We start from the raw sequence: 18,413 nt of genomic DNA, 5'->3' as shown, positions 1-18,413 counted from the left end.
AGAGGAAGAGCGAGACGTGGCCAAGATACTATCACAGGAAGAAATCGACGCACTGCTGACAACAGTCTCAACCGGCGATCAGGATGCGCCCGATGAGAAGTTTCGCGATGAGAAACTTCGTTCAGTCGTCTCGTACGATTTTAAGCACCCAAACCGTGTATCAAAAGATCAGATACGCACCCTTGAGAATATGCACGACAATTTCGCCGGGCATTTTGGCTCGATGCTCTCGGCTTCAATGCGTTCGATTGTGGATATCGATTTGGTCTCTGTTGACCAAATTACCTATTCAGAGTTTATTATGTCGCTTGTCTCCCCATCCTGTACATACACATTTTCAGCGAAACCACTCGAAGGCGTATGTCTCGTGGATTTCAACCCGACCCTTACATTTTCAGTAATCGACCGAATGTTCGGCGGACACGGCAGAATTTTAGAGACCGAGCGCGAACTAACCGGGATCGAACGATCGGTGATAGCGCGGCTTGTGGAGCGGCTGTACAAAGAGCTGACAAAATCTTGGGAAAATCTGGTCAAAATCGATGTTGAACAGAAAAGCTTTGAGACCAATCCGCAGTTTATTCAAATAGTCCCGCCCGGTGAAACGGTTGTTGTAATTTCGTTTCAAGTAAAGCTGTTTCAGTCTACCGGACTTTTGACCATCTGCTATCCGTATGTTTCGCTTGAACCGATTGTCACGAAACTCTCGGCGCAAAACTGGATTGACGCCACCAAAAAGAAAACTATGGAAGGCGACCGGAAGACAAATGTTCACAATGTCAAAAAAGTAACGAGTACCGTTTCCGCGGTCCTTCTTGAAACAAAAATCAAAATGCGGGACTTCCTCCATCTACAAATCGGGGATGTTATTCCCTCAGAGCAATGTATCGAGTCGCCAATCAGCGTGTGCGTGAACCGGAGACAGAAGTTTCTTGCCCGCCCCGGTACATCCGGCACCAAACGGGCTTTTCAAGTGATAGAATTATTTGACAATATCGCCGAGGAGATGCGAAATGACTGATGACAAGGATGTTAACTTTCCATCGAATGGAGAAGAACTCCCCGATGATGGAGCGCATGTAGCCAATCAAAAGCAATTTGCGGTAGTAAATGATGGTGACCCTTCTGAAGAGGAAGCCGAAGCCGCAATGCTGAAAATGCTCGAAGGGCTTCCGTCCGACGACGCCAAAGCGCGTCCAGAAGAAATCAACTTTGGTTCGGCGTCTGTTTCGAAAGCGGAGTTTCAGCAATTACAACAGCCAGCCGGAGCGGGTACGCAGCACAATATCGAACTGCTCATGGATGTTGATCTTCCAGTCTCGATAGAGCTTGGTAGAACCAAAATGCCCATTGCTGATATCCTCTCGCTCGGGCCGGGTTCAGTGGTCGAGTTGAATAAACTCGCCGGTGAGCCGGTTGATTTGTTGGTCAACCATAAAGTTGTGGCGCGCGGCGAAGTCGTCGTGGTCGATGAGAACTTCGGACTGCGCATTACCCAGCTCATGACGCCGGAAGAACGTTTGAAAGCGCTGGCAAATGAATAAGCTGGCGATCGATAATAAAATGTTGAAGAGTTTTCTTCTTCTGACTATTTGTGTGGTCGGCATGTGTATGGCTGGTGCTTCCCATCTATCCGCACAAACCGAGTTTCAGACAATCCCGACAGATACTTTGGCCGCTCAATCCAATAGCGTTGATAAGTCAGCTCTAATCTACACGCCTTCACTGGCGGTCGGCTCGATGATTCGAATGTTCGCGGCCTTGATTGCGGTCATACTCTGCATTTACGTCGCCGTCTTTTTGCTCAAGAAATTTCTGGGCAAACGATTGCCCGGCAACAAGAGCATGGGGAGCCTTCGCATTCTTGAAACAAAATATCTCGGGTCAAAACAGTCATTGTCACTCGTGCAGGTGGGAGGGCGTGCGGTTCTGGTAGGAGTTACCGAACATGGCATGACAGCCCTTACCGAACTGTCCGAGACAGAGACAAAAGATCTTCTCACTCTTGAGTCGAAAACCGTCGAGAGCGAGCCCTTTAGTCAATTGCTGAAATCGGCATCGACTAAAATTCGCGAACTTGGAGCCAAGCGGGTAATCGCTTCCTCCGAAGTTCGCTAATAAAACATTCCTGCCAGAGGATAGGCGGGAGTATATGTCGCGACAGGATGTTGCGGCGAGAAAACAGATAGGATATGAAAAGACTACGTGTATTTCTTTCAGTCGGCGTTGCCGCTATATTTTTGAGCGTCTGCTCAGCTGCGGCTCAATCGTTACCCAAAGTTACTGTCCAAGTCGGCGAATCGGGCTCGCCTGCTGAGTTGTCTACGACGTTGCAGATAGTCCTGCTGTTGACTGTGCTGGCGCTCGCGCCGTCGATTTTGATAATGGTGACATCGTTTATTAGAATTATTATTGTCCTGTCATTTTTGCGTCATGCTATGGGCACACCGCAAATGCCGCCCAACCAGTTGTTAGCGGGACTTGCGCTCATTCTGACCTTTTTTATTATGGGTCCCGTGGCCGACAAAGCCTACAACGAAGGGCTTAAACCATATCTCGACAAACAAATCAGCGGCGAAGAAGCATACAAAAAAGCTGTCTCCCCATTTGAAAAATTCATGTTGGCGCAAACACGCGAGCAGGATTTGGCGCTTTTTGTAAATATCGCAAAGCTTCCTGCGCCAAACAGCGCCGAAGATATTCCCCTCCATGTTTTGGTTCCGGCTTTTGTTATTTCCGAGCTCCGGACGGGATTCCAAATTGCTTTTGTTATTTTTATTCCATTCCTGGTTATAGATATGGTTGTCTCATCAGTACTAATGTCTATGGGTATGCTGATGTTGCCACCGGTTGTCGTCTCACTGCCGTTTAAGATTCTTTTGTTTGTGCTTGTCGATGGCTGGTATCTGTTGGTGAAATCGCTTGTTGAATCATTCAAAGTATAGAGGATTATTAACATGACTCCGCAAATGGTAGTAAGTATCGGCCGCGAGGCCTTGATGGTAACACTCCTGGTCTCCGCTCCGCTTTTGGCATGCGCGCTGGTTATCGGGCTGATTATCTCAATATTTCAAGCAGTGACGCAAATCAATGAAATGACGCTGACTTATGTTCCTAAAATATTGGCCGTCTCGCTGTCGCTCTTATTGTTTTTGCCTTGGATGATTTCAACGCTCACTGATTTCACACGGCACATGTTTGATCTTATTCCCACTCTCGTAGGTTAAGAAAAAAGCGCCGCTACTCATTTCTCGCTAAAGGTTTCTTCAACTTCTGCCGATACAATGCGAATAGGCCGAACCCTCTCGGTTTTCTGAACTATTTTCCTACATCGCTGGTAAGTTTTTCCACAAACGATTTTCCATTCTCATCTGAGCGGCTTTAGTTGAAACACAAGTGCTTGTAAATCATTGACTTAGGCGCCCAAAAATTGGCGGTTCACCTTGGCACATGGTTTGAGATACACCAAGATACGATTAAGGCGAACTATAGGCTAAAGGATTTGAGAATTGTTTGATTTTGTAAACTTCGGTGCGGAAAAACTTCAGCTTTTCCTTCTTATCATCCTCCGCATCTCAGGACTGTTTTTCTTTGCTCCGGTCATCGGAGACAAGACTCTGCCGATGGCGCTCAAAGTCGGACTGGCAATTTTACTTTCAGGCATCTTAGTATCGACTATGGGCGGAACAGAACTGCCGTCAGTTCTTTCAACCGTCGATCTCGCCGCACTCGCATTCCGTGAAATCCTTGTCGGCGCGCTCATCGGATTCTTTTTCATGCTTCTGTTTTTAGGCGTACAAGCCGGCGGTTCGATAGTCGGATATCAAATAGGACTTTCGATCGCCAACGTCATCGACCCGAGCACAGAGAGCGAACAGTCAATTATCGGCCAGTTCTGGTTCATTTTGGCTGTGCTCATTTTTCTCTGCATTAACGGACATCATTTGATCATACAGGCCTTTGTAGACAGTTACCAAGTTATGCCCGCAGGCCAGGCTTCAATGGGAAGCGGCGCAGGAGAACTCATGATCAGCTATACCGCCTATGTTTTTGTTATCGCGCTCAAACTCGCCTCGCCGGCATTGGTGACACTCTTTCTGACCGATATCGCCCTTGCGACAGTCTCGAAAATGATGCCGACCATGAACGTCTTCATCGTCGGCTTTGCCGTCAAAATCGGCGCCGGAATAGCGGTCCTCGGACTGTCGCTGCCGGTCTTCAGTTATGTGCTTGAGAAAACAAGCCTCTACCTCAATAGCGAACTCGCGGTTCTTCTTTCAGCTTTAGGAAAGGCTTAGGCGGTTTTATGGCTGAAGAAAATTTCCAGGAGAGAACAGAAAGCGCGTCGCCTCGCAGGCGTGATAAAGCGCGCGAGGAAGGCCAGGTCACAAAATCGGCTGAGCTCAACTCGGCGTTTATTATCGCGCTCGGTTTCACCGCGCTCTTTCTGCTCGGACCTTTCATGGCCGGTCAACTGGCCGATGTTATGCGCCATATTCTTGGCAACGCAACTTCCTTTGATGTCTCAGCCAGCGGCGTGTCCGAAATGTTCCGCGAGAATATATTCATGTATCTCCTGGTCCTCGGGCCGATATTCGCCGCATTGTTAATAATTGGCGTCGGTTCAAATGTCGCCCAGGTCGGCTTTCATATCAGCCCGAAGGCGCTTCAGCCTAAATTAGAAAAACTTAATATCATCGCTGGCTGTAAGCGCCTGTTCTCGACCAAATCATTTGTCCATATCCTTCGCGACACCATAAAGCTTATCATCATTGGATTTGTCGGCTACAAAGTTATCTCAGGAGAATTCGAGAGTTTCTTTCTCCTGCCCGATATGTCTGTGTCACAACTGGCTGTCACCATGGGCAAGCTGACTTTGCTTATATCAGTAAAAATCGGCGTGGCCATTTTCATTCTCGCCGTGCTCGACTACATGTATCAAAAGTACGAATTCGAAAAATCAATTCGCATGTCCAAGCAGGAAGTCAAAGAAGAATACAAAGAGACCGAAGGCTCGCCGCAGATGAAATCGCGCATCCGCCAGATACAGCGTGAGATGTCGCGCAAGCGAATGATGCAGGATGTGGTAAAAGCCGATGTCGTCATCACCAACCCGACCCACTTTGCGGTCGCTATCAAATACGACTCAGACCGCATGAATGCGCCGTTTGTTCTTGCCAAAGGAGAGCGTCTTATCGCGCTTCGTATTAAACAGATCGCGCTCGAAAATGATATTCCGATTATCGAAGACAAACAGCTGGCCCGCGCCCTCTACAAATTATGCGAAATCGGCCAGATGGTTCCGCAGACTCTCTATCGCGCGGTGGCTGAGGTTCTGGCGTATGTCTATAAACTCAAAGATAAATCACCGGTGCTTTCATGAACCAAGCAAACACATCCCGCGGCTTTTTGACGATGATATCCTCGCGGGCGGATATTGCTCTGGCGATTGCAGTCATTGGTATCATTACGGTTCTCATTATTCCGATTCCGGCGGCGTTGCTCGATTTCGCGCTGGCCTTCAATATCACGTTCTCGCTCGTGGTTTTGCTGACGACCCTCTACATAACCAAGCCGCTCGACTTGTCGGTCTTCCCTGGAATGCTTTTGATATTGACCCTGATGCGGCTCGCGTTGAACGTGGCTTCAACCAGAATGATTCTAGGTGAGGCATACGCAGGAGAAGTTATTAACTCGTTTGGTAACTTCGTTGTCCAGGGCAACTACGTGGTCGGTTTTATTGTCTTCATCATACTTGTCATCATTCAATTTATTGTCATCACAAAGGGCGCAGGTAGAATCTCCGAGGTTGCTGCCAGGTTTACTCTCGATGCCATGCCCGGCAAACAGATGGCAATCGATGCCGATCTCAATGCAGGAATTATCAGCGACCAGGACGCCAAACACCGTCGCGAGCAAATTTCCCGCGAAGCGGACTTTTATGGCGCGATGGATGGCGCGTCGAAATTCGTCCGCGGCGATGCCGTCGCCGGAATACTTATCACGATAATCAATGTCATCGGCGGCTTTATCATCGGCGTCGCCATGAGAGACATGTCTTTTGTCGACGCACTCAAAACATACAGTTTACTTTCCATTGGCGACGGTCTCGTCACCCAAATTCCGGCCCTTTTAGTCTCGACTGCCTCGGGTATTATTGTGACCAGAGCTGCCTCATCATCGAATATGGGCGCTGATTTAACTTACCAACTGACCCGCCAGCCCAGAGCTATTCTGGTTTCGGCGGTCGTTCTGATTCTCTTCGGAATTGTCCCCGGGATGCCGGCCTTCACATTTTTGGTTCTTGGCGTGATCGTGGGCGGTATTGGCTGGGTAACCCGCGAAGCCGCCAAAAATCGTGAGAAGAGCGCCGTCGATGATGCCCGCAAAAAAGCTACGTCCCCGGTCGAAGTCAAAGAGCGCACCGAAGACCTTCTCAAAGTAGACACAATCGGACTTGAGATCGGCTATGGCATGATCCCGATGGTTGATGTTAGTCAAGGCGGCGATCTGCTTGAGCGCATTGGTTCTATCCGCAAACAACTCGCAGGTGAACTCGGCATAGTTGTGCCGCCAATACGAATTCGCGACAATGTCCGCCTTCAGCCAAACCAATATCATCTGAAGATTAAAGGGATAAAGGTCGCAAGCGGCGAACTGATGCCTGATCACCTCATGGCAATTAATCCGGGTTATGTCCAGGAGAAGCTTGATGGATTTGACACGAAAGAGCCAGCCTTCGGACTTTCGGCAACCTGGATTATTCCTATTCTCCGCGAAGTTGCCGAAGCGCGCGGCTACACCGTTGTCTCTCCAAGCGCGGTGCTTGCTACTCACCTGACCGAAATTATCCGTACCGCCTCGCCGGAAATTCTTACCCGTCAGGATGTTCGTCATCTTGTAGATACGCTCAAAGAAGACTCACCTGCGCTGGTCGATTCCGTTATACCGGAACTTATTTCGCTCGGAACACTTCATAAAGTCCTGCAGACTCTTCTCGCCGAGAGAATACCTGTCCGTGACTTGGCGACAATTGTGGAAACGATTGCTGACTATATCGGGATGACCAAGGAGAGTGATGTCCTTGCTGAGTATGTCCGCATGGCTCTCAAACGACAAATAACCGAACTGCATCGGAATGAGCAAGGCGCAATTCATGTCTTTACTATTGACCCGGCCCTCGAACAGCAGATGGCTGATGGCGTCCAGAATACCAAACAAGGGCTGATGATGATTCTCGATCCTGCCTTAACCGAGACAATAATCAAGCGAACCGGCGAACAAGTTTCTCTTATGCAGACAAGAGGATTTACGCCTGTCTGTATCTGTTCGCCAAATATACGACTTGCATTGCGGCGCGCGCTTGAAGTGTCGCATCCGACTCTTGCGGTCATCTCTTACAACGAAATACTTCCCCATATCGATGTCATATCCACCGGATTAGTAAGGTTACACCATGATAATTAAAACGTATACCGCCGAGTCCGCCTCGGCCGCCCTAAAATTAGCACGCGCCGATATGGGCGGAGAAGCGATGGTTTTAAAAACCAAACAGCTTGCCGACACGCGCGGCATTCAGCAAGTCGAACTTACGGCATGTGTTGATAAAATGACAGCAGCCAAGGCGACACAGACATTAGTCCCCCGCCTGCAGGAGATCGTTGTCAAGACCTCCAAAGAATCGACAGCCATGATTGCCCCAGAAAGCAGTCCATCAAAAGGATTTACTGATGCCAAGCGGTGGATGAGTGATGTCAATGCCAAATTGGATTCTATCCTCTCCGTTGTTGCTCCGACACCGTCGCCAGCTTCAACTCCTTGGAACGTAGAACCGAATATTATTCAGCAGATGCGTGATGCTGATGTCCCCCGTGAAGTCATCGCTTCGTTAATTGCTCAAACGGCTGACAATTCGGTTTCCTCTGACGAAGCATTGAATAACGCGCTCCGCAAAACAATCGAAAACTTCCTCTCAAAAGATATAACCTTGCGCTTGGGTGACACAGTAATGGTGGTTGGCCCATCGGGTTCAGGCAAGACCTCTGTCATTGGAAAACTTGCGGCCGAACTCATAAGTCGCGACAAACTTGCGGTGAGCTTTTTGTCAATTGATACCGCCAAAATTGCCGCACAGGAAGAGATTCATGCCTATGCCGATCTACTCCGCGCAAGAGTTCTCTCTTCTGGATCGACATTTAAACCATCAGACAGTTCAGTCACATTCATCGATACGCCTGGTTTTGGAAAGAATGCAGAAAGCATCTCAGCGCTAAGAAAGCAGATAGAGCTATATCGCCCAAGTGTCTGTTTGTTAGTGTTCTCTGCTACTACGCGAACAGCCGACCTGATGGATATTCTGACCCAAACCAAAGCGCTCAATGTTACCCATCTGGTTATGACAATGACCGATCAGACCTCGCGATGGGGTAACTGGCTGGGGGCTTCGCTTATAAGCCGACAAAAATTGCTATACATCTCGAATAGTCCAAGCGGACGCGGTGAGCTGGTTCGCCCGACAATCGATATGATGACCTCAACAATTATTGCTCATGAGGTCGCTCATGTATAATTCTCGCCTCCGACCGGAATATTTGACTCCTTCAACCACTTCACCGGCCTCCATTATTTCTGTCCTATCCGGAAAAGGTGGTGTGGGCAAATCAGTAGTCAGTCTAAATCTGGCCGAGAGGTTGGCGTCGTCGGGGTCACGGGTGTTGCTTGTAGACGCCAATTTCTTCTGTGGCAATCTTCACATTCTGGCCAATTGTTCGCTCAGCTCAGGAGTGCAGAACGTTATGCTTGGTTCAGCAGATTTACAGTTCTGTGTGTGGCCACTTTCAGAAAGCCTCGCTCTCCTTGGATCCAGTCCTACAACACCTCGCGAGGAAATCACATCACACGATGTTGTGCGACTGCTAAATATTCTTCGCAAGGACTCTGAAAGCCTCTATGACTTCGTTATTGTCGATCATGGCTCAGGTGTCTCCGACACAGCTACCCTGATGGCTCATGGCTCAGATCTCAATATCCTTGTGCTCATTCCGGAACTGACTTCGATCGCCGACGCCTATGGATTGTTCAAATTTCTTACAGAATCTAAGCCCAAACTTAATTCATGGATGCTCATCAACAGGGTTGTTTCGGCCGACGAAGCCGAGCACATACGTGAGCGTTTTGACGCGCTCACCGAGCGCTTTCTCGGCAAAAGTGTCGGTTACCTCGGCTACCTTTCGGATGATTTGTCTGTCAAAAAGGGGATTGGCGCCCAAAAGACAATTTCCCAAATAGAAGGCTCAAATCTCATTCTTTCAGAGCTGACTCATATAGCAGCGCGGCTCAGCGCCATCTGCGGAAAAGCGGCCATTTCTCAATGGCCCGAATCAGAACGAATAAATAAAAGCTCGGCAACAGCCGAAATAAAGGAATAACGTATTATGGCAACAACAACAGCAAAGTCAAAAAAAGCCGGTCGCAAGACAGTGGCTCCTGTTACGGAAATGGTCAATAAGGGACTGCCTGCTCCGAACGCTAAAAAATGGGATGTCAGCGTCCGCGAATGGACTCGCTACAAAAAGCATCAGACCGAAGAACAGCGGCAGGATTTGCTTAACAAATATGTTCCGCTGGTTCGCAATGTCGCGGCCCGTATGGCTATGGGATTCCCCCGATCAGTCGAGTTGACCGATCTGGTCAACACTGGCGTAATCGGACTTATCGAAGCCTTCCGTAATTTCGATCCCGACCGCGGGGTCAAGTTCGAGACATATGCCGTGCCCCGTATCAGAGGAGCGATACTCGATGAACTCCGTGCGCTGGATTGGGTGCCTCGTTCCACTCGCGCAAAATCACGAGAAATAGATCGCGCGACAACGTATCTCGAGAACAAGTTCGGTCGTCCTCCGGAAATCCGCGAACTGGCGGCCTATTTAAAAGTCTCTGAAGCGGAATTGCATATTTCACTTGATGATGTCTCAAGCACCAATATGGTTTCGCTCGACGAAATCATTTATCCCGAAGACGACAGCCGCCAGGTTCCCCGAATTGAGACTGTCACGGATCGGACCGGAAAAACCATTCTGGGTGAACTTGAACGAAACGAACTCCGATCATTTCTGGTGCTTGCAATAGATAAACTCACCGAACAAGAAAAGTTGGTTATCGCTCTTTATTATTTTGAAGAACTCACACTCAAAGAAATCGGCGAAGTCATGTCTATTTCTGAATCGCGGGTTTCCCAGATACATACCCGTGCAGTGACCAAACTCAGATCAATGGTAAAGGACAAGTTTTCCCTTACTGCATAAGAGCGCAGTGAAGGTGTGAAAACATGGTGATGTGTATGGATGGCCCTATTGACCCAGCGAAAAAGATTCCAGACTACCTTGCGCCGGGTACAGTCTACCACACTCATCGCGCCGAAAAAGACAAGAAGCGAAAATTCTTGCCCACTCTTCAAGAAGAGCTTGAATACGAAAAAAAGAGAAAACGAAAAAAAGAGGGCGATATGATCGAGCTATCATCAGTCGAAGAACAGAGTGAACAGCCTTTTCCCGAGGAGCCAAGGCATTCTACTGAACAGGACGATGGTGAAGTTCGCGAACAGACAGAGAACAACACAAGCGGCCATATAGATGTACAGGCATAGCAGCTGACCGGGAAGGTCGGTATGGAGAAGAAACAACATGGAAGTTTCATACAATCAAATTATCGATATCGGACTGAATCTCATCGGTTCATTGTCTTTCGGCGGGCTGTTGCTCCTGCTCTTTGGCAGACACAGATATAAACCACTCCTTGGGGCAGTTGAGCCAGAGACCGCCCCAGCACCAAAGACTGAAGGTCGCCCCGCAGTGCCCGCTGAAAAAAACAGAATCCAATTCATTGATTTCAGCACACAGCCTGCACCCTCACAATCATCCGAGACTGGCCGAATTAATATTTCATCCCAGACGAACAGGCGAAATAGACTTGATACAATCGGACTTGCCCGTGATATGCTCAATGCCGGAACTCCGCATGAGCGCATCAAGCAGGTACTACCCATTAGCGATGGCGAATTGGCTCTGATGAGTCAGGTTCCACAGCGATAAACAGCGGAGAATATGATGAGCAACGACAATCCCTTTCTTTTATTCAAAGTAGAGTGTCCAATCTGCAAAACCGTCAATGAATTTGAGCTTGTCCGAGTAGGCGCGTATGTCGAAGAAGGACGCGACAGCGATTTTGCCCCGCTTAATATCAAATGGCGTAACCCGCGTTACCAGGCGTTTCACCCCCTTACATACTTTACCGCGACCTGTGCCAACTGCTACTACACTCGTGAGTTTACCAATGAATTCAAAGATTGGAAGAATGACGGCAATTTCAGAACATACAAGCTCAAATCAGTCAAAGAAAAACATCTCGAACTGCTATCGAACGAAAATTCGATTATTAAGCGGATCGGCAGTCAAATCGATCCGGTGCGGTATCCTAACGAGTCTGCGGCACTGAAACTTCTCATAGCCATCTTCGACGAAATGCTCTACGAATTTCCGAGCCAGCTCGATATCGGCCGCTTCTATCTCAGGATAGGCTGGATCATGCGCGATATGAATAGGGGCGAAAATCCGCATGTCGTCATGCTCCGCGCTCTGATTGGAGAAATCAATTCAAAATATACTTCGCTTAAACAATCAATAGAACGGACAAACGCCGAGATTCGTTCATTCACAAAAATTGTGGACAATCAGTTTAATATCAACCAACTGCCGGTGGAATTGAAATCGAAGATCCTCGGCTTCCGTGACCGCTTCCAAAGCGAGTGCGAAAGCTTTCAGCACATTGCCGTCAATGGAAATAATTCAATTGAACAACTCCATAAGACAATAGAAGAGTACAAACAGAATTTACTTGGCACAAGCGGATCTGGCCGTGGGATGACATTCGGAAGTCACAGTTCTTTTGGTGAATTTCTAACCCTGGTAAAGGACGTATGGGAAAATGCCGTCACTGACGAACGCGAGGCTCTTGAGTTCGCCGTACACCATTACAAACGGGCCTTTGCTGAAGGAAAAGATATTGCCCCTGGAAATCAACAAATCCAGGCATCGTACCTTATCGCTGAACTGTCGCGACGAATCGGAAACTACGACGAAGCCAAGCAATATTTTACGAGCACAATTAAATCAGGTCAGGAATTCATCTACCAGCACCGCAACGATCAATCCCGAACGGCATTGGCGCGCAAAATTCTTGAGCTGGCAATTGAGCAGGGGCGCTCCAACTTAACTGCGTCCAAACCGGTCTAAAGGAAACTATAGGTGACTATTCCACAAGAACAGGCTCAGAATCTTAAAATCTGGGAAAAGATAACAATTATCGTTGGCGAAGAAGAGACAGTGGGAATCTACCATTCCCGCGTGGAGGATTTTTGCGCTGAAGGTGTCTTTATCACTAATCCCACGATGATTGGCGGTGATACCCTGCTCCGCAACAATCTTCTTGTCTCTGTACAGATAATACGCGAGGATGCCGCCTATGAATTTCAATCGGTAATCGGTCGAATCGAGCAAAACAACAAGTCTCGAGTTGCGCTGACATCACTCACGGCTCTGCGGCGCGTACAGCAGAGGCTCTTTGTCCGTCTTGAATTAAGGAGCCCGGCGACGTATGCCTTTCTCAGTCAGTTAATTGGAAGATCAAATATTGAGCAATCATTAAAATGGGAGCAAGCCGAACTCCTCGATATCAGCGGCGGCGGAGCCCTGCTGACTGTCAATGAGAACACTGAACCGAACGTTCTCTTGCTCTTTCAATCGGTACTCTTCAAAGAACTTGGTATGCCAGAGTGTATAGTAGCTTTGGCGCGCCGATGCGCATCGCAGCAGAAACAACTCGTCCTTGGCGTTGAATTCATAATAGCCGAGGAACTTTCAAGTTTCTTAAACAACGACACGCTGGATCAATTGCCAAGCTCATGCCGCCGATTCGACCATGTCATCCAAAACAAGCTTGTCAATTATGTCTTTCAGCAACAGGTGAAGCTGAGACAGAAGGGTCTTTTGTAGATGTCCCGTATTGAAATCACAAACCCTCCTCTGATAGGCTTCGATGCCGCCCGCCTCGATGTCTCGCGGCTCGTTGGACACTTTCTTATCATGTATTCAGAACAATTTCCCGGAAAAGAACTCGTAACCAAAGTTCTCTCAACTCAACAGCGGATGCTGCTCATCGACAGCAGCGGTAACCAAGGTCTTATCGATAGCTTGGTCAACAACCAGACGGTTGTTGTCAAATTCACATACAAAGAACAACTGGTCTCAATCCGCGCTCATTTGAAACGAAGCGGCGGCGGGCGATGCTACTTGGTTCTTGATGACCGTATTACTCCGCTCACTCAGCGGCGTTTCCAGCGGATCCCATTGGTTACAAGCGTCAAGCTTGCCGCAATCCCCAAGATTTCATACAGCCAGAAGGGGCTATCCCATCTCCGATGGATGGAAACCGAGAGCATAAACTTTTCAAGCGGCGGTCTTCTCATCAGCATTCCATCATTTCTGGAGAAGACGGTAAACCTGCTGGTAAACTTTGAAGTTGAGAACGAAACCTTCCCATCCCTCGTGCTGGCCCACGTTCGCCATTGCTATCATATTGAGCATGGCCGGTACCAAGCCGGAATAGAATTTCTCACTCGCGATCTTGTGGAAAAACAGTTCCCCGCTGACAGGCTGAGAACCTTCCCTGCCGCAGTTTTGGAATATACCGCCCAGCTGAGGGATATCATCAACCGCAATTTGCAGAAGAAAGATTTAGATAAACTCAAAGACGCAGAATAGGAGCGCAAAACAATGAAAACCAACGCAAAAACGAAATTCGTGCACGAAGTAAGTGCCGATCAAGACAAGCAGATTACAACCGCTGTCCGCAAACCATTCCGTCTCGAGCAAGAGAACACGCGGAGATTTATCCGACTGGATATCTCCTCACCGATGTCTCTCATAAAGCTCAAGGACGAATTCGGCAATTTCCGGCCAAACGGTGATTGGCATGTCGTCAATGGCTCAATCCTCAACATCTCTGTCGGTGGCGTTCTGACCGAACTCGATCAGTCCGTATCAACCGGTGATATAGTTTCGATGACTTTCACACTACAGGAAGTCGAATCTCTCCAGAATGTCCTTGGTGTTGTCAAACGAGCCGATCTCGAAGACGGCGTTTGCCTCGCAGGCATCCAGTTTATTTCTCGTTCACAACTCAGTGACATTTTATCGCAGGCGCAAATGGATATCCTGCCAAAATCGCTTGTCAATTTCAATGATGGCGTTAAAGAGCTATTAAAGAAATATATCATTACCGAAAAAAGTGAAATACTGGCCAGAAAGCGGAAGAAAAGTGGTCGTTAAGGCGTTGAGATCACTTCTGCTTTTTCTGTTTCTTGCCATCTCGACAGCAAGCGCCGAAACCAATATCATTCTCTGTGTTGAGCAGAATGAATCAATTTGGGGGAGCCAAAAGCTCTACGACCGGCTCGAGCGGGAAATTACCCGGGATCAGGAAGTGCGGGTGGTTCACGGCGCTAACAAAACAATCGAAGTCCCCTTTCCCAAAGACGAGACTAACTTTGACAGTCTCATGAACTGGGGAAGAGAAATAGGCGGCCGCTATCTCTTGATTGTATCAGTTGAAGAGCAGCACCTTGAACAGCGCAAAACATTCAATGTCCCGCTTATTTTCCATAAGTATGAGACAATCGGTGTTGTCTGCGGATTCATCAAGCTCATTGACCTTCAACGCGGCAGACAGCTTCTGGCTGAACCGTTCCACCAGGAACTTAAAGGACCAAGAATTTTGCAGGCCGCAATTGATGGAAACAAGAATGACCCGGATATTCATCTGTCATCGCCAGAGAAACTTCGCTTCTTCGACAAACTTGAATCGGAACTGGCGCAGACGCTGATGAAACGAACCAAACAGTTTATCAAGAAACGGTGATGAAAGAGAAGGCTTTGATTATATGACCCAACCTCATGATGAGCACCGCGCTGGCGAGCTACAGCTGGTCTCCGAAGTCGACCGCCTGAGCGATCAGATAAAAAGCCTCGCGCTTAACCTCGCACTCTACCTTGCCAAAGCAAAAGAGGCATCTCCGAGCGATCGGGTGAATAAGCTTGAACCTGAATTTGTCCGCCTAATAAACGGCACGGTTCGGGTCGTGCAGGAAGTCGCCAATATTCTCAATGCCGCGCGGAACCCATCGACGATGGTCTATGATCCGCCAACCGGAAAAATTGTCAGCGACCAGGTCGAAATCAAACTCCGCTCAATTCTCACCCTCTGTTCCGAAATTATGGCCGAATTGCGCGATGTCGGCAATGAGAAAGACGAACGAAGATATTGAGCAAAAATCATCGTCCAAGTGCAGAAAACAACGCCGAATGTCGATATACTAAATAGAGGATTCCAGAGTAATCCGTGCAATACATCGGAAAACTCAACAAAAGTCATTGGAACAAAACAAGCGGTTGAAAAGATGAACACAAAAAAAGTAATTGACACGCTCACTGCAATGGCCGACCAGCGCGGACGGGCATTCAAAATATTGATAGTCGACGACGAAGTCTGGGTACGCGAAGTCTTCAAGGATTTCTGTGAACTCACCGATGTCTTTGATATTGACCTTGCTTCATGCGGCGCCGAAGCCATCGAAAAGGCCGCAACCAAAAAATACGACCTGATAACGCTTGACCTGATCATGCCCGATGTCTCCGGACTTGAAGCTCTTGATGAAATCAAGCGACGGACTCCGCAAGTGCCGGTGATGCTTATTTCCGGCAACTCCACAGAACGGCTCATTCACCAAGCCGGTGTGCTCGGGGCATGCAAAGTCCTCTACAAACCGGTCACAATTGAAAAATTCTTCACCGAAGTTGCCTCGACTCTTTCTCGTGGCGATGATACGACAAGGCGAACTCGGCCGTAGGCCGGGCGCTCTTTGCATGACCCATATCGGACAAAACCCAAAATGGAAAATCATAGGGGCTGACTATGAAAAGTAAGATACATATCCTTGTTGTCGATGACGAAGAAATGATGCGCAATCTTCTCCTGAAGATATTGACCCGAGATGGCTACGCTGTTACCGTCGCCGAAAACGGTAACGAGGCGCTCGCTCGCGTTCGGGCAAACAAGATCGACCTCATTATTTGCGATGTTAAAATGCCGCGGATGAGCGGATTTGAACTGCTCAAAGTCATTAAGGTCGAATTTCCGCATATCAATATGATTATGATGACCGCGTCAGGCGATACGTACATTGTCAAGGACGCTCTTTTGCTCGGCGCCGATGAGTATATTACCAAACCGTTCAAAAGCCATGAAATCTCGCTCGTCGTTGAACGGGCCTACTGGCGAATTCTCTCCGGTATTCCGGCATCCAAGCCTAAAGTCGTCGAGACCTAACCTATGACTACGGCATCCTCCACAGCCGTCAGCCAGCGCATTAAAATAATCGTGGCGAAAGACTTCATGTCCGCCACAATTCTTCTCAAAAAGCTCAAAAGCGAAGAACCCCCATATACCTTTGATGAAATAGTTAACGAGCTGAATGCCGCTGACGTCGTCTCTGGTCTTGACCACGCCGAGATCGCGCGAGTTATCAAAGAAGAAGTTTTCGGCTCGCCAGTTCGTGTCGCTATCGGCATCCAGCCACTTCGCGGCGAACACGCTCAGTTTACATTTCATTTTCAGACCTCGCACTCCTTTTCTCCGAAGGAAGAGAGCGATGGTCATATCGATTACAAAGACATTTCATTCATTCAAAACACCGCCGAGGGAAACCTGCTTGTCAGCAAGACCCTCCCGGAACCTGGAACAGCCGGTCGCACCGTACATGGCAAAGAGATTCTTGGTCCGTCCGGAAAAGACATCCCCTTTTCGGCTGGCGCCAACACGAAAGTCTCCGATAACGGCCTCCAGCTTTTGGCCGCGACAGGTGGGGTGATACTGTACCAGGCCGGGAAAGTATCCGTGAATGATATTTTTATTATCAAAGGAGACATCGATCACACAGTCGGCAATATCGACTGCCGGGGATCGGTGAAAGTCGCGGGCGATGTCAAAGCCGGATTTTCTCTGAAAGTCGACGGCAACATCGAGATCGGCGGCAATGTCGAAGATGCCACGCTCATTGTCGGAGGGAGTATCTTTATCAAAGGCGGTTTCTTTGGCAAAGGAGAAGGGCACATGCAGGCAGGCGGCGATATTGCCATAAAATTTGCCGAAGGCCAGCGTATTTCTGCCGGAAACGATCTTATAGTTACAAGCGAAATAATTAACTGCCATGTTGTCGCCAAAGGACGGGTGCTGGTAAAAGGGAAAAAAGGAAAAATTGTCGGCGGTGATATCCGTGCCGATAAAGAAATCCGCGCCCCTATTCTCGGCTCGGCAGTCGGGACATCGACCCTGCTCACCGTCGGCTATGATTCCGATTTAATGACCCGCTATCATTTCATTAACAAAGAAATCACCCGGCTCACCGACGACGGCGAGCGCATAAAAAATGCCTTAGTGAATTTATACAAACTGGAATTAAACGGCAAACTGCCCGATGACAAACGCGCGATTTTAAACGAACTCAAATCATTCAGGGATTCCCTGCCGGATACTATTGCTCAGTTGACCGCCGAAAAAATAAGCGTCGAAGAAGCGATAAAAAAGCTCACCGATGCAAGAATAGTGGCTGAGGAAATTCTCTATTCCGGTGTGCGGGCGACATTTGGATTGGTCTACCGGATTATCTTCAAAGATATCAAAAAATGCATGCTATCACTTGAAGGCTACCAAGTCCTCATCTCCGAGCTTAAAAGCAACCGACCCTCATAGCCCGCGATTTCAATTTTCTCTTCGTGCGGTCCGACGCGGCGCGGCAATCTCAGTTCTTTCGTGGTTGGTGTACGTCCTCGTGCACCAACTCCATTGAAATCCGTGGTGTCGGGCGCCCTCGCCTGACACTCTGACTGCACTGAAAAAGCTGGGGTCCAGGGTAAATCATCGTACGGGCCAAATCGGCCAGCACCATACTATTGTCGTCTTCTTTCTGGCCACACAAAAACCGCTTGAAATTGGCCAGCCTCTCTTCTATATTCCTTTTCCAAAAAAACTCGTGTCTGTTTTTGTGTTCGGAGAGATGGCCGAGAGGCTGAAGGCGGCGGTTTGCTAAACCGTTATACGGGTTAAACTGTATCCAGGGTTCGAATCCCTGTCTCTCCGCTTTTTTTTGATGTCCATTAAGATGATATCTTCCACGACGAAGAACTATATATGACGAAACAGGTAGTTAGTAGGTCAGTCCGCCGCGGCGGACTGACATCTGTTATTTACTCCCCGAATGATCTACCGAGATTGTCATTTATCATTATCTTCAAGTCTGGGAT

General features: G+C 48.4%; 21 protein-coding genes, 1 tRNA gene and 1 pseudogene. All 23 read left to right on the top strand.

Features of this window, described 5'->3' with window-relative positions; translation table 11 throughout:
• Window positions 1–16: 16 nt before the first annotated feature.
• The 23 genes and pseudogenes from fliM to SGI97_10925 all read left to right on the top strand — a co-directional run bounded on the left by fliM (window position 17) and on the right by SGI97_10925 (window position 18,249).
• A complete protein-coding gene (fliM, locus tag SGI97_11035) occupies window positions 17–1,021 on the top strand; it encodes a flagellar motor switch protein FliM (GenBank protein ID MDZ4724416.1) in 1,005 nt (334 codons plus the stop codon).
• 262 nt (window positions 1,022–1,283) lie between these two features.
• Window positions 1,284–1,544: pseudogene (gene fliN / locus SGI97_11030) on the top strand (flagellar motor switch protein FliN).
• Complete coding sequence (fliO, locus tag SGI97_11025; GenBank protein ID MDZ4724415.1) at window positions 1,537–2,118, top strand: flagellar biosynthetic protein FliO; 582 nt, start codon at window positions 1,537–1,539, stop codon at window positions 2,116–2,118. Before fliN ends, fliO begins: the two are co-directional and overlap by 8 nt.
• A 74-nt stretch (window positions 2,119–2,192) precedes the next feature.
• Complete coding sequence (gene fliP / locus SGI97_11020) at window positions 2,193–2,945, top strand: flagellar type III secretion system pore protein FliP (GenBank protein MDZ4724414.1); 753 nt, start codon at window positions 2,193–2,195, stop codon at window positions 2,943–2,945.
• Window positions 2,946–2,957: 12 nt separating this feature from the next.
• Window positions 2,958–3,227: a flagellar biosynthesis protein FliQ gene (fliQ, locus tag SGI97_11015; GenBank protein MDZ4724413.1), complete on the top strand. Its 270-nt coding sequence runs from the start codon at window positions 2,958–2,960 to the stop codon at window positions 3,225–3,227.
• Window positions 3,228–3,509: 282 nt separating this feature from the next.
• Window positions 3,510–4,298, top strand: a complete 789-nt coding sequence (gene fliR, locus SGI97_11010; protein ID MDZ4724412.1) for a flagellar biosynthetic protein FliR — start codon at window positions 3,510–3,512, stop codon at window positions 4,296–4,298.
• Window positions 4,299–4,306: 8 nt separating this feature from the next.
• Window positions 4,307–5,383: a flagellar biosynthesis protein FlhB gene (flhB, locus tag SGI97_11005; GenBank protein MDZ4724411.1), complete on the top strand. Its 1,077-nt coding sequence runs from the start codon at window positions 4,307–4,309 to the stop codon at window positions 5,381–5,383.
• Window positions 5,380–7,467: a flagellar biosynthesis protein FlhA gene (gene flhA / locus SGI97_11000; protein ID MDZ4724410.1), complete on the top strand. Its 2,088-nt coding sequence runs from the start codon at window positions 5,380–5,382 to the stop codon at window positions 7,465–7,467. The genes flhB and flhA overlap by 4 nt, the downstream gene beginning before the upstream one ends.
• The gene (locus SGI97_10995) at window positions 7,457–8,569 is read left to right on the top strand and encodes a GTPase (GenBank protein ID MDZ4724409.1); all 1,113 of its coding nucleotides are present in this window, start codon (window positions 7,457–7,459) and stop codon (window positions 8,567–8,569) included. Before flhA ends, SGI97_10995 begins: the two co-directional genes overlap by 11 nt.
• A complete protein-coding gene (locus SGI97_10990) occupies window positions 8,562–9,428 on the top strand; it encodes an AAA family ATPase (GenBank protein ID MDZ4724408.1) in 867 nt (288 codons plus the stop codon). The genes SGI97_10995 and SGI97_10990 overlap by 8 nt, the downstream gene beginning before the upstream one ends.
• Window positions 9,429–9,434: 6 nt before the next feature.
• Window positions 9,435–10,304, top strand: coding sequence for a FliA/WhiG family RNA polymerase sigma factor (locus SGI97_10985; protein MDZ4724407.1), 870 nt, complete (start codon window positions 9,435–9,437; stop codon window positions 10,302–10,304).
• A gap of 35 nt (window positions 10,305–10,339) precedes the next feature.
• Window positions 10,340–10,645 carry a hypothetical protein gene (locus tag SGI97_10980; protein ID MDZ4724406.1) on the top strand — a complete coding sequence of 102 codons (306 nt, stop codon included), beginning with the start codon at window positions 10,340–10,342 and terminating at the stop codon, window positions 10,643–10,645.
• Between the two features lie 37 nt (window positions 10,646–10,682).
• Entirely contained in the window at window positions 10,683–11,090 is a 408-nt protein-coding gene (locus tag SGI97_10975) for a hypothetical protein (protein MDZ4724405.1), read from the top strand.
• 12 nt (window positions 11,091–11,102) lie between these two features.
• The gene (locus SGI97_10970) at window positions 11,103–12,290 is read left to right on the top strand and encodes a DUF2225 domain-containing protein (protein ID MDZ4724404.1); all 1,188 of its coding nucleotides are present in this window, start codon (window positions 11,103–11,105) and stop codon (window positions 12,288–12,290) included.
• Between the two features lie 12 nt (window positions 12,291–12,302).
• Entirely contained in the window at window positions 12,303–13,049 is a 747-nt protein-coding gene (locus SGI97_10965) for a flagellar brake protein (GenBank protein MDZ4724403.1), read from the top strand.
• On the top strand, window positions 13,050–13,817 hold the full coding sequence (locus SGI97_10960; GenBank protein MDZ4724402.1) for a hypothetical protein: 768 nt from the start codon (window positions 13,050–13,052) through the stop codon (window positions 13,815–13,817).
• Window positions 13,818–13,829: 12 nt separating this feature from the next.
• Entirely contained in the window at window positions 13,830–14,384 is a 555-nt protein-coding gene (locus SGI97_10955) for a PilZ domain-containing protein (protein ID MDZ4724401.1), read from the top strand.
• Window positions 14,374–14,973, top strand: coding sequence for a hypothetical protein (locus SGI97_10950; GenBank protein ID MDZ4724400.1), 600 nt, complete (start codon window positions 14,374–14,376; stop codon window positions 14,971–14,973). The genes SGI97_10955 and SGI97_10950 overlap by 11 nt, the downstream gene beginning before the upstream one ends.
• A 22-nt stretch (window positions 14,974–14,995) precedes the next feature.
• Window positions 14,996–15,379: a hypothetical protein gene (locus tag SGI97_10945; protein MDZ4724399.1), complete on the top strand. Its 384-nt coding sequence runs from the start codon at window positions 14,996–14,998 to the stop codon at window positions 15,377–15,379.
• Between the two features lie 18 nt (window positions 15,380–15,397).
• Window positions 15,398–15,961 (top strand): response regulator, encoded by a 564-nt coding sequence (locus SGI97_10940; protein MDZ4724398.1) that lies wholly within the window; start codon window positions 15,398–15,400, stop codon window positions 15,959–15,961.
• A 65-nt stretch (window positions 15,962–16,026) separates the two neighbouring features.
• A complete protein-coding gene (locus SGI97_10935) occupies window positions 16,027–16,440 on the top strand; it encodes a response regulator (protein MDZ4724397.1) in 414 nt (137 codons plus the stop codon).
• Between the two features lie 3 nt (window positions 16,441–16,443).
• Window positions 16,444–17,862: a FapA family protein gene (locus SGI97_10930; protein MDZ4724396.1), complete on the top strand. Its 1,419-nt coding sequence runs from the start codon at window positions 16,444–16,446 to the stop codon at window positions 17,860–17,862.
• Between the two features lie 298 nt (window positions 17,863–18,160).
• A tRNA-Ser gene (locus SGI97_10925) sits at window positions 18,161–18,249 on the top strand.
• The last annotated feature ends 164 nt before the right edge of the window (window positions 18,250–18,413 follow it).

The sequence above is a fragment of the Candidatus Zixiibacteriota bacterium genome (assembly GCA_034439475.1).
In the GTDB taxonomy this organism is placed as follows: Bacteria; Zixibacteria; MSB-5A5; order GN15; family FEB-12; genus JAWXAN01.
The sequence above is the reverse complement of the archived record's forward strand: the minus strand, read 5'-3'. Positions and strand labels throughout refer to the sequence as shown.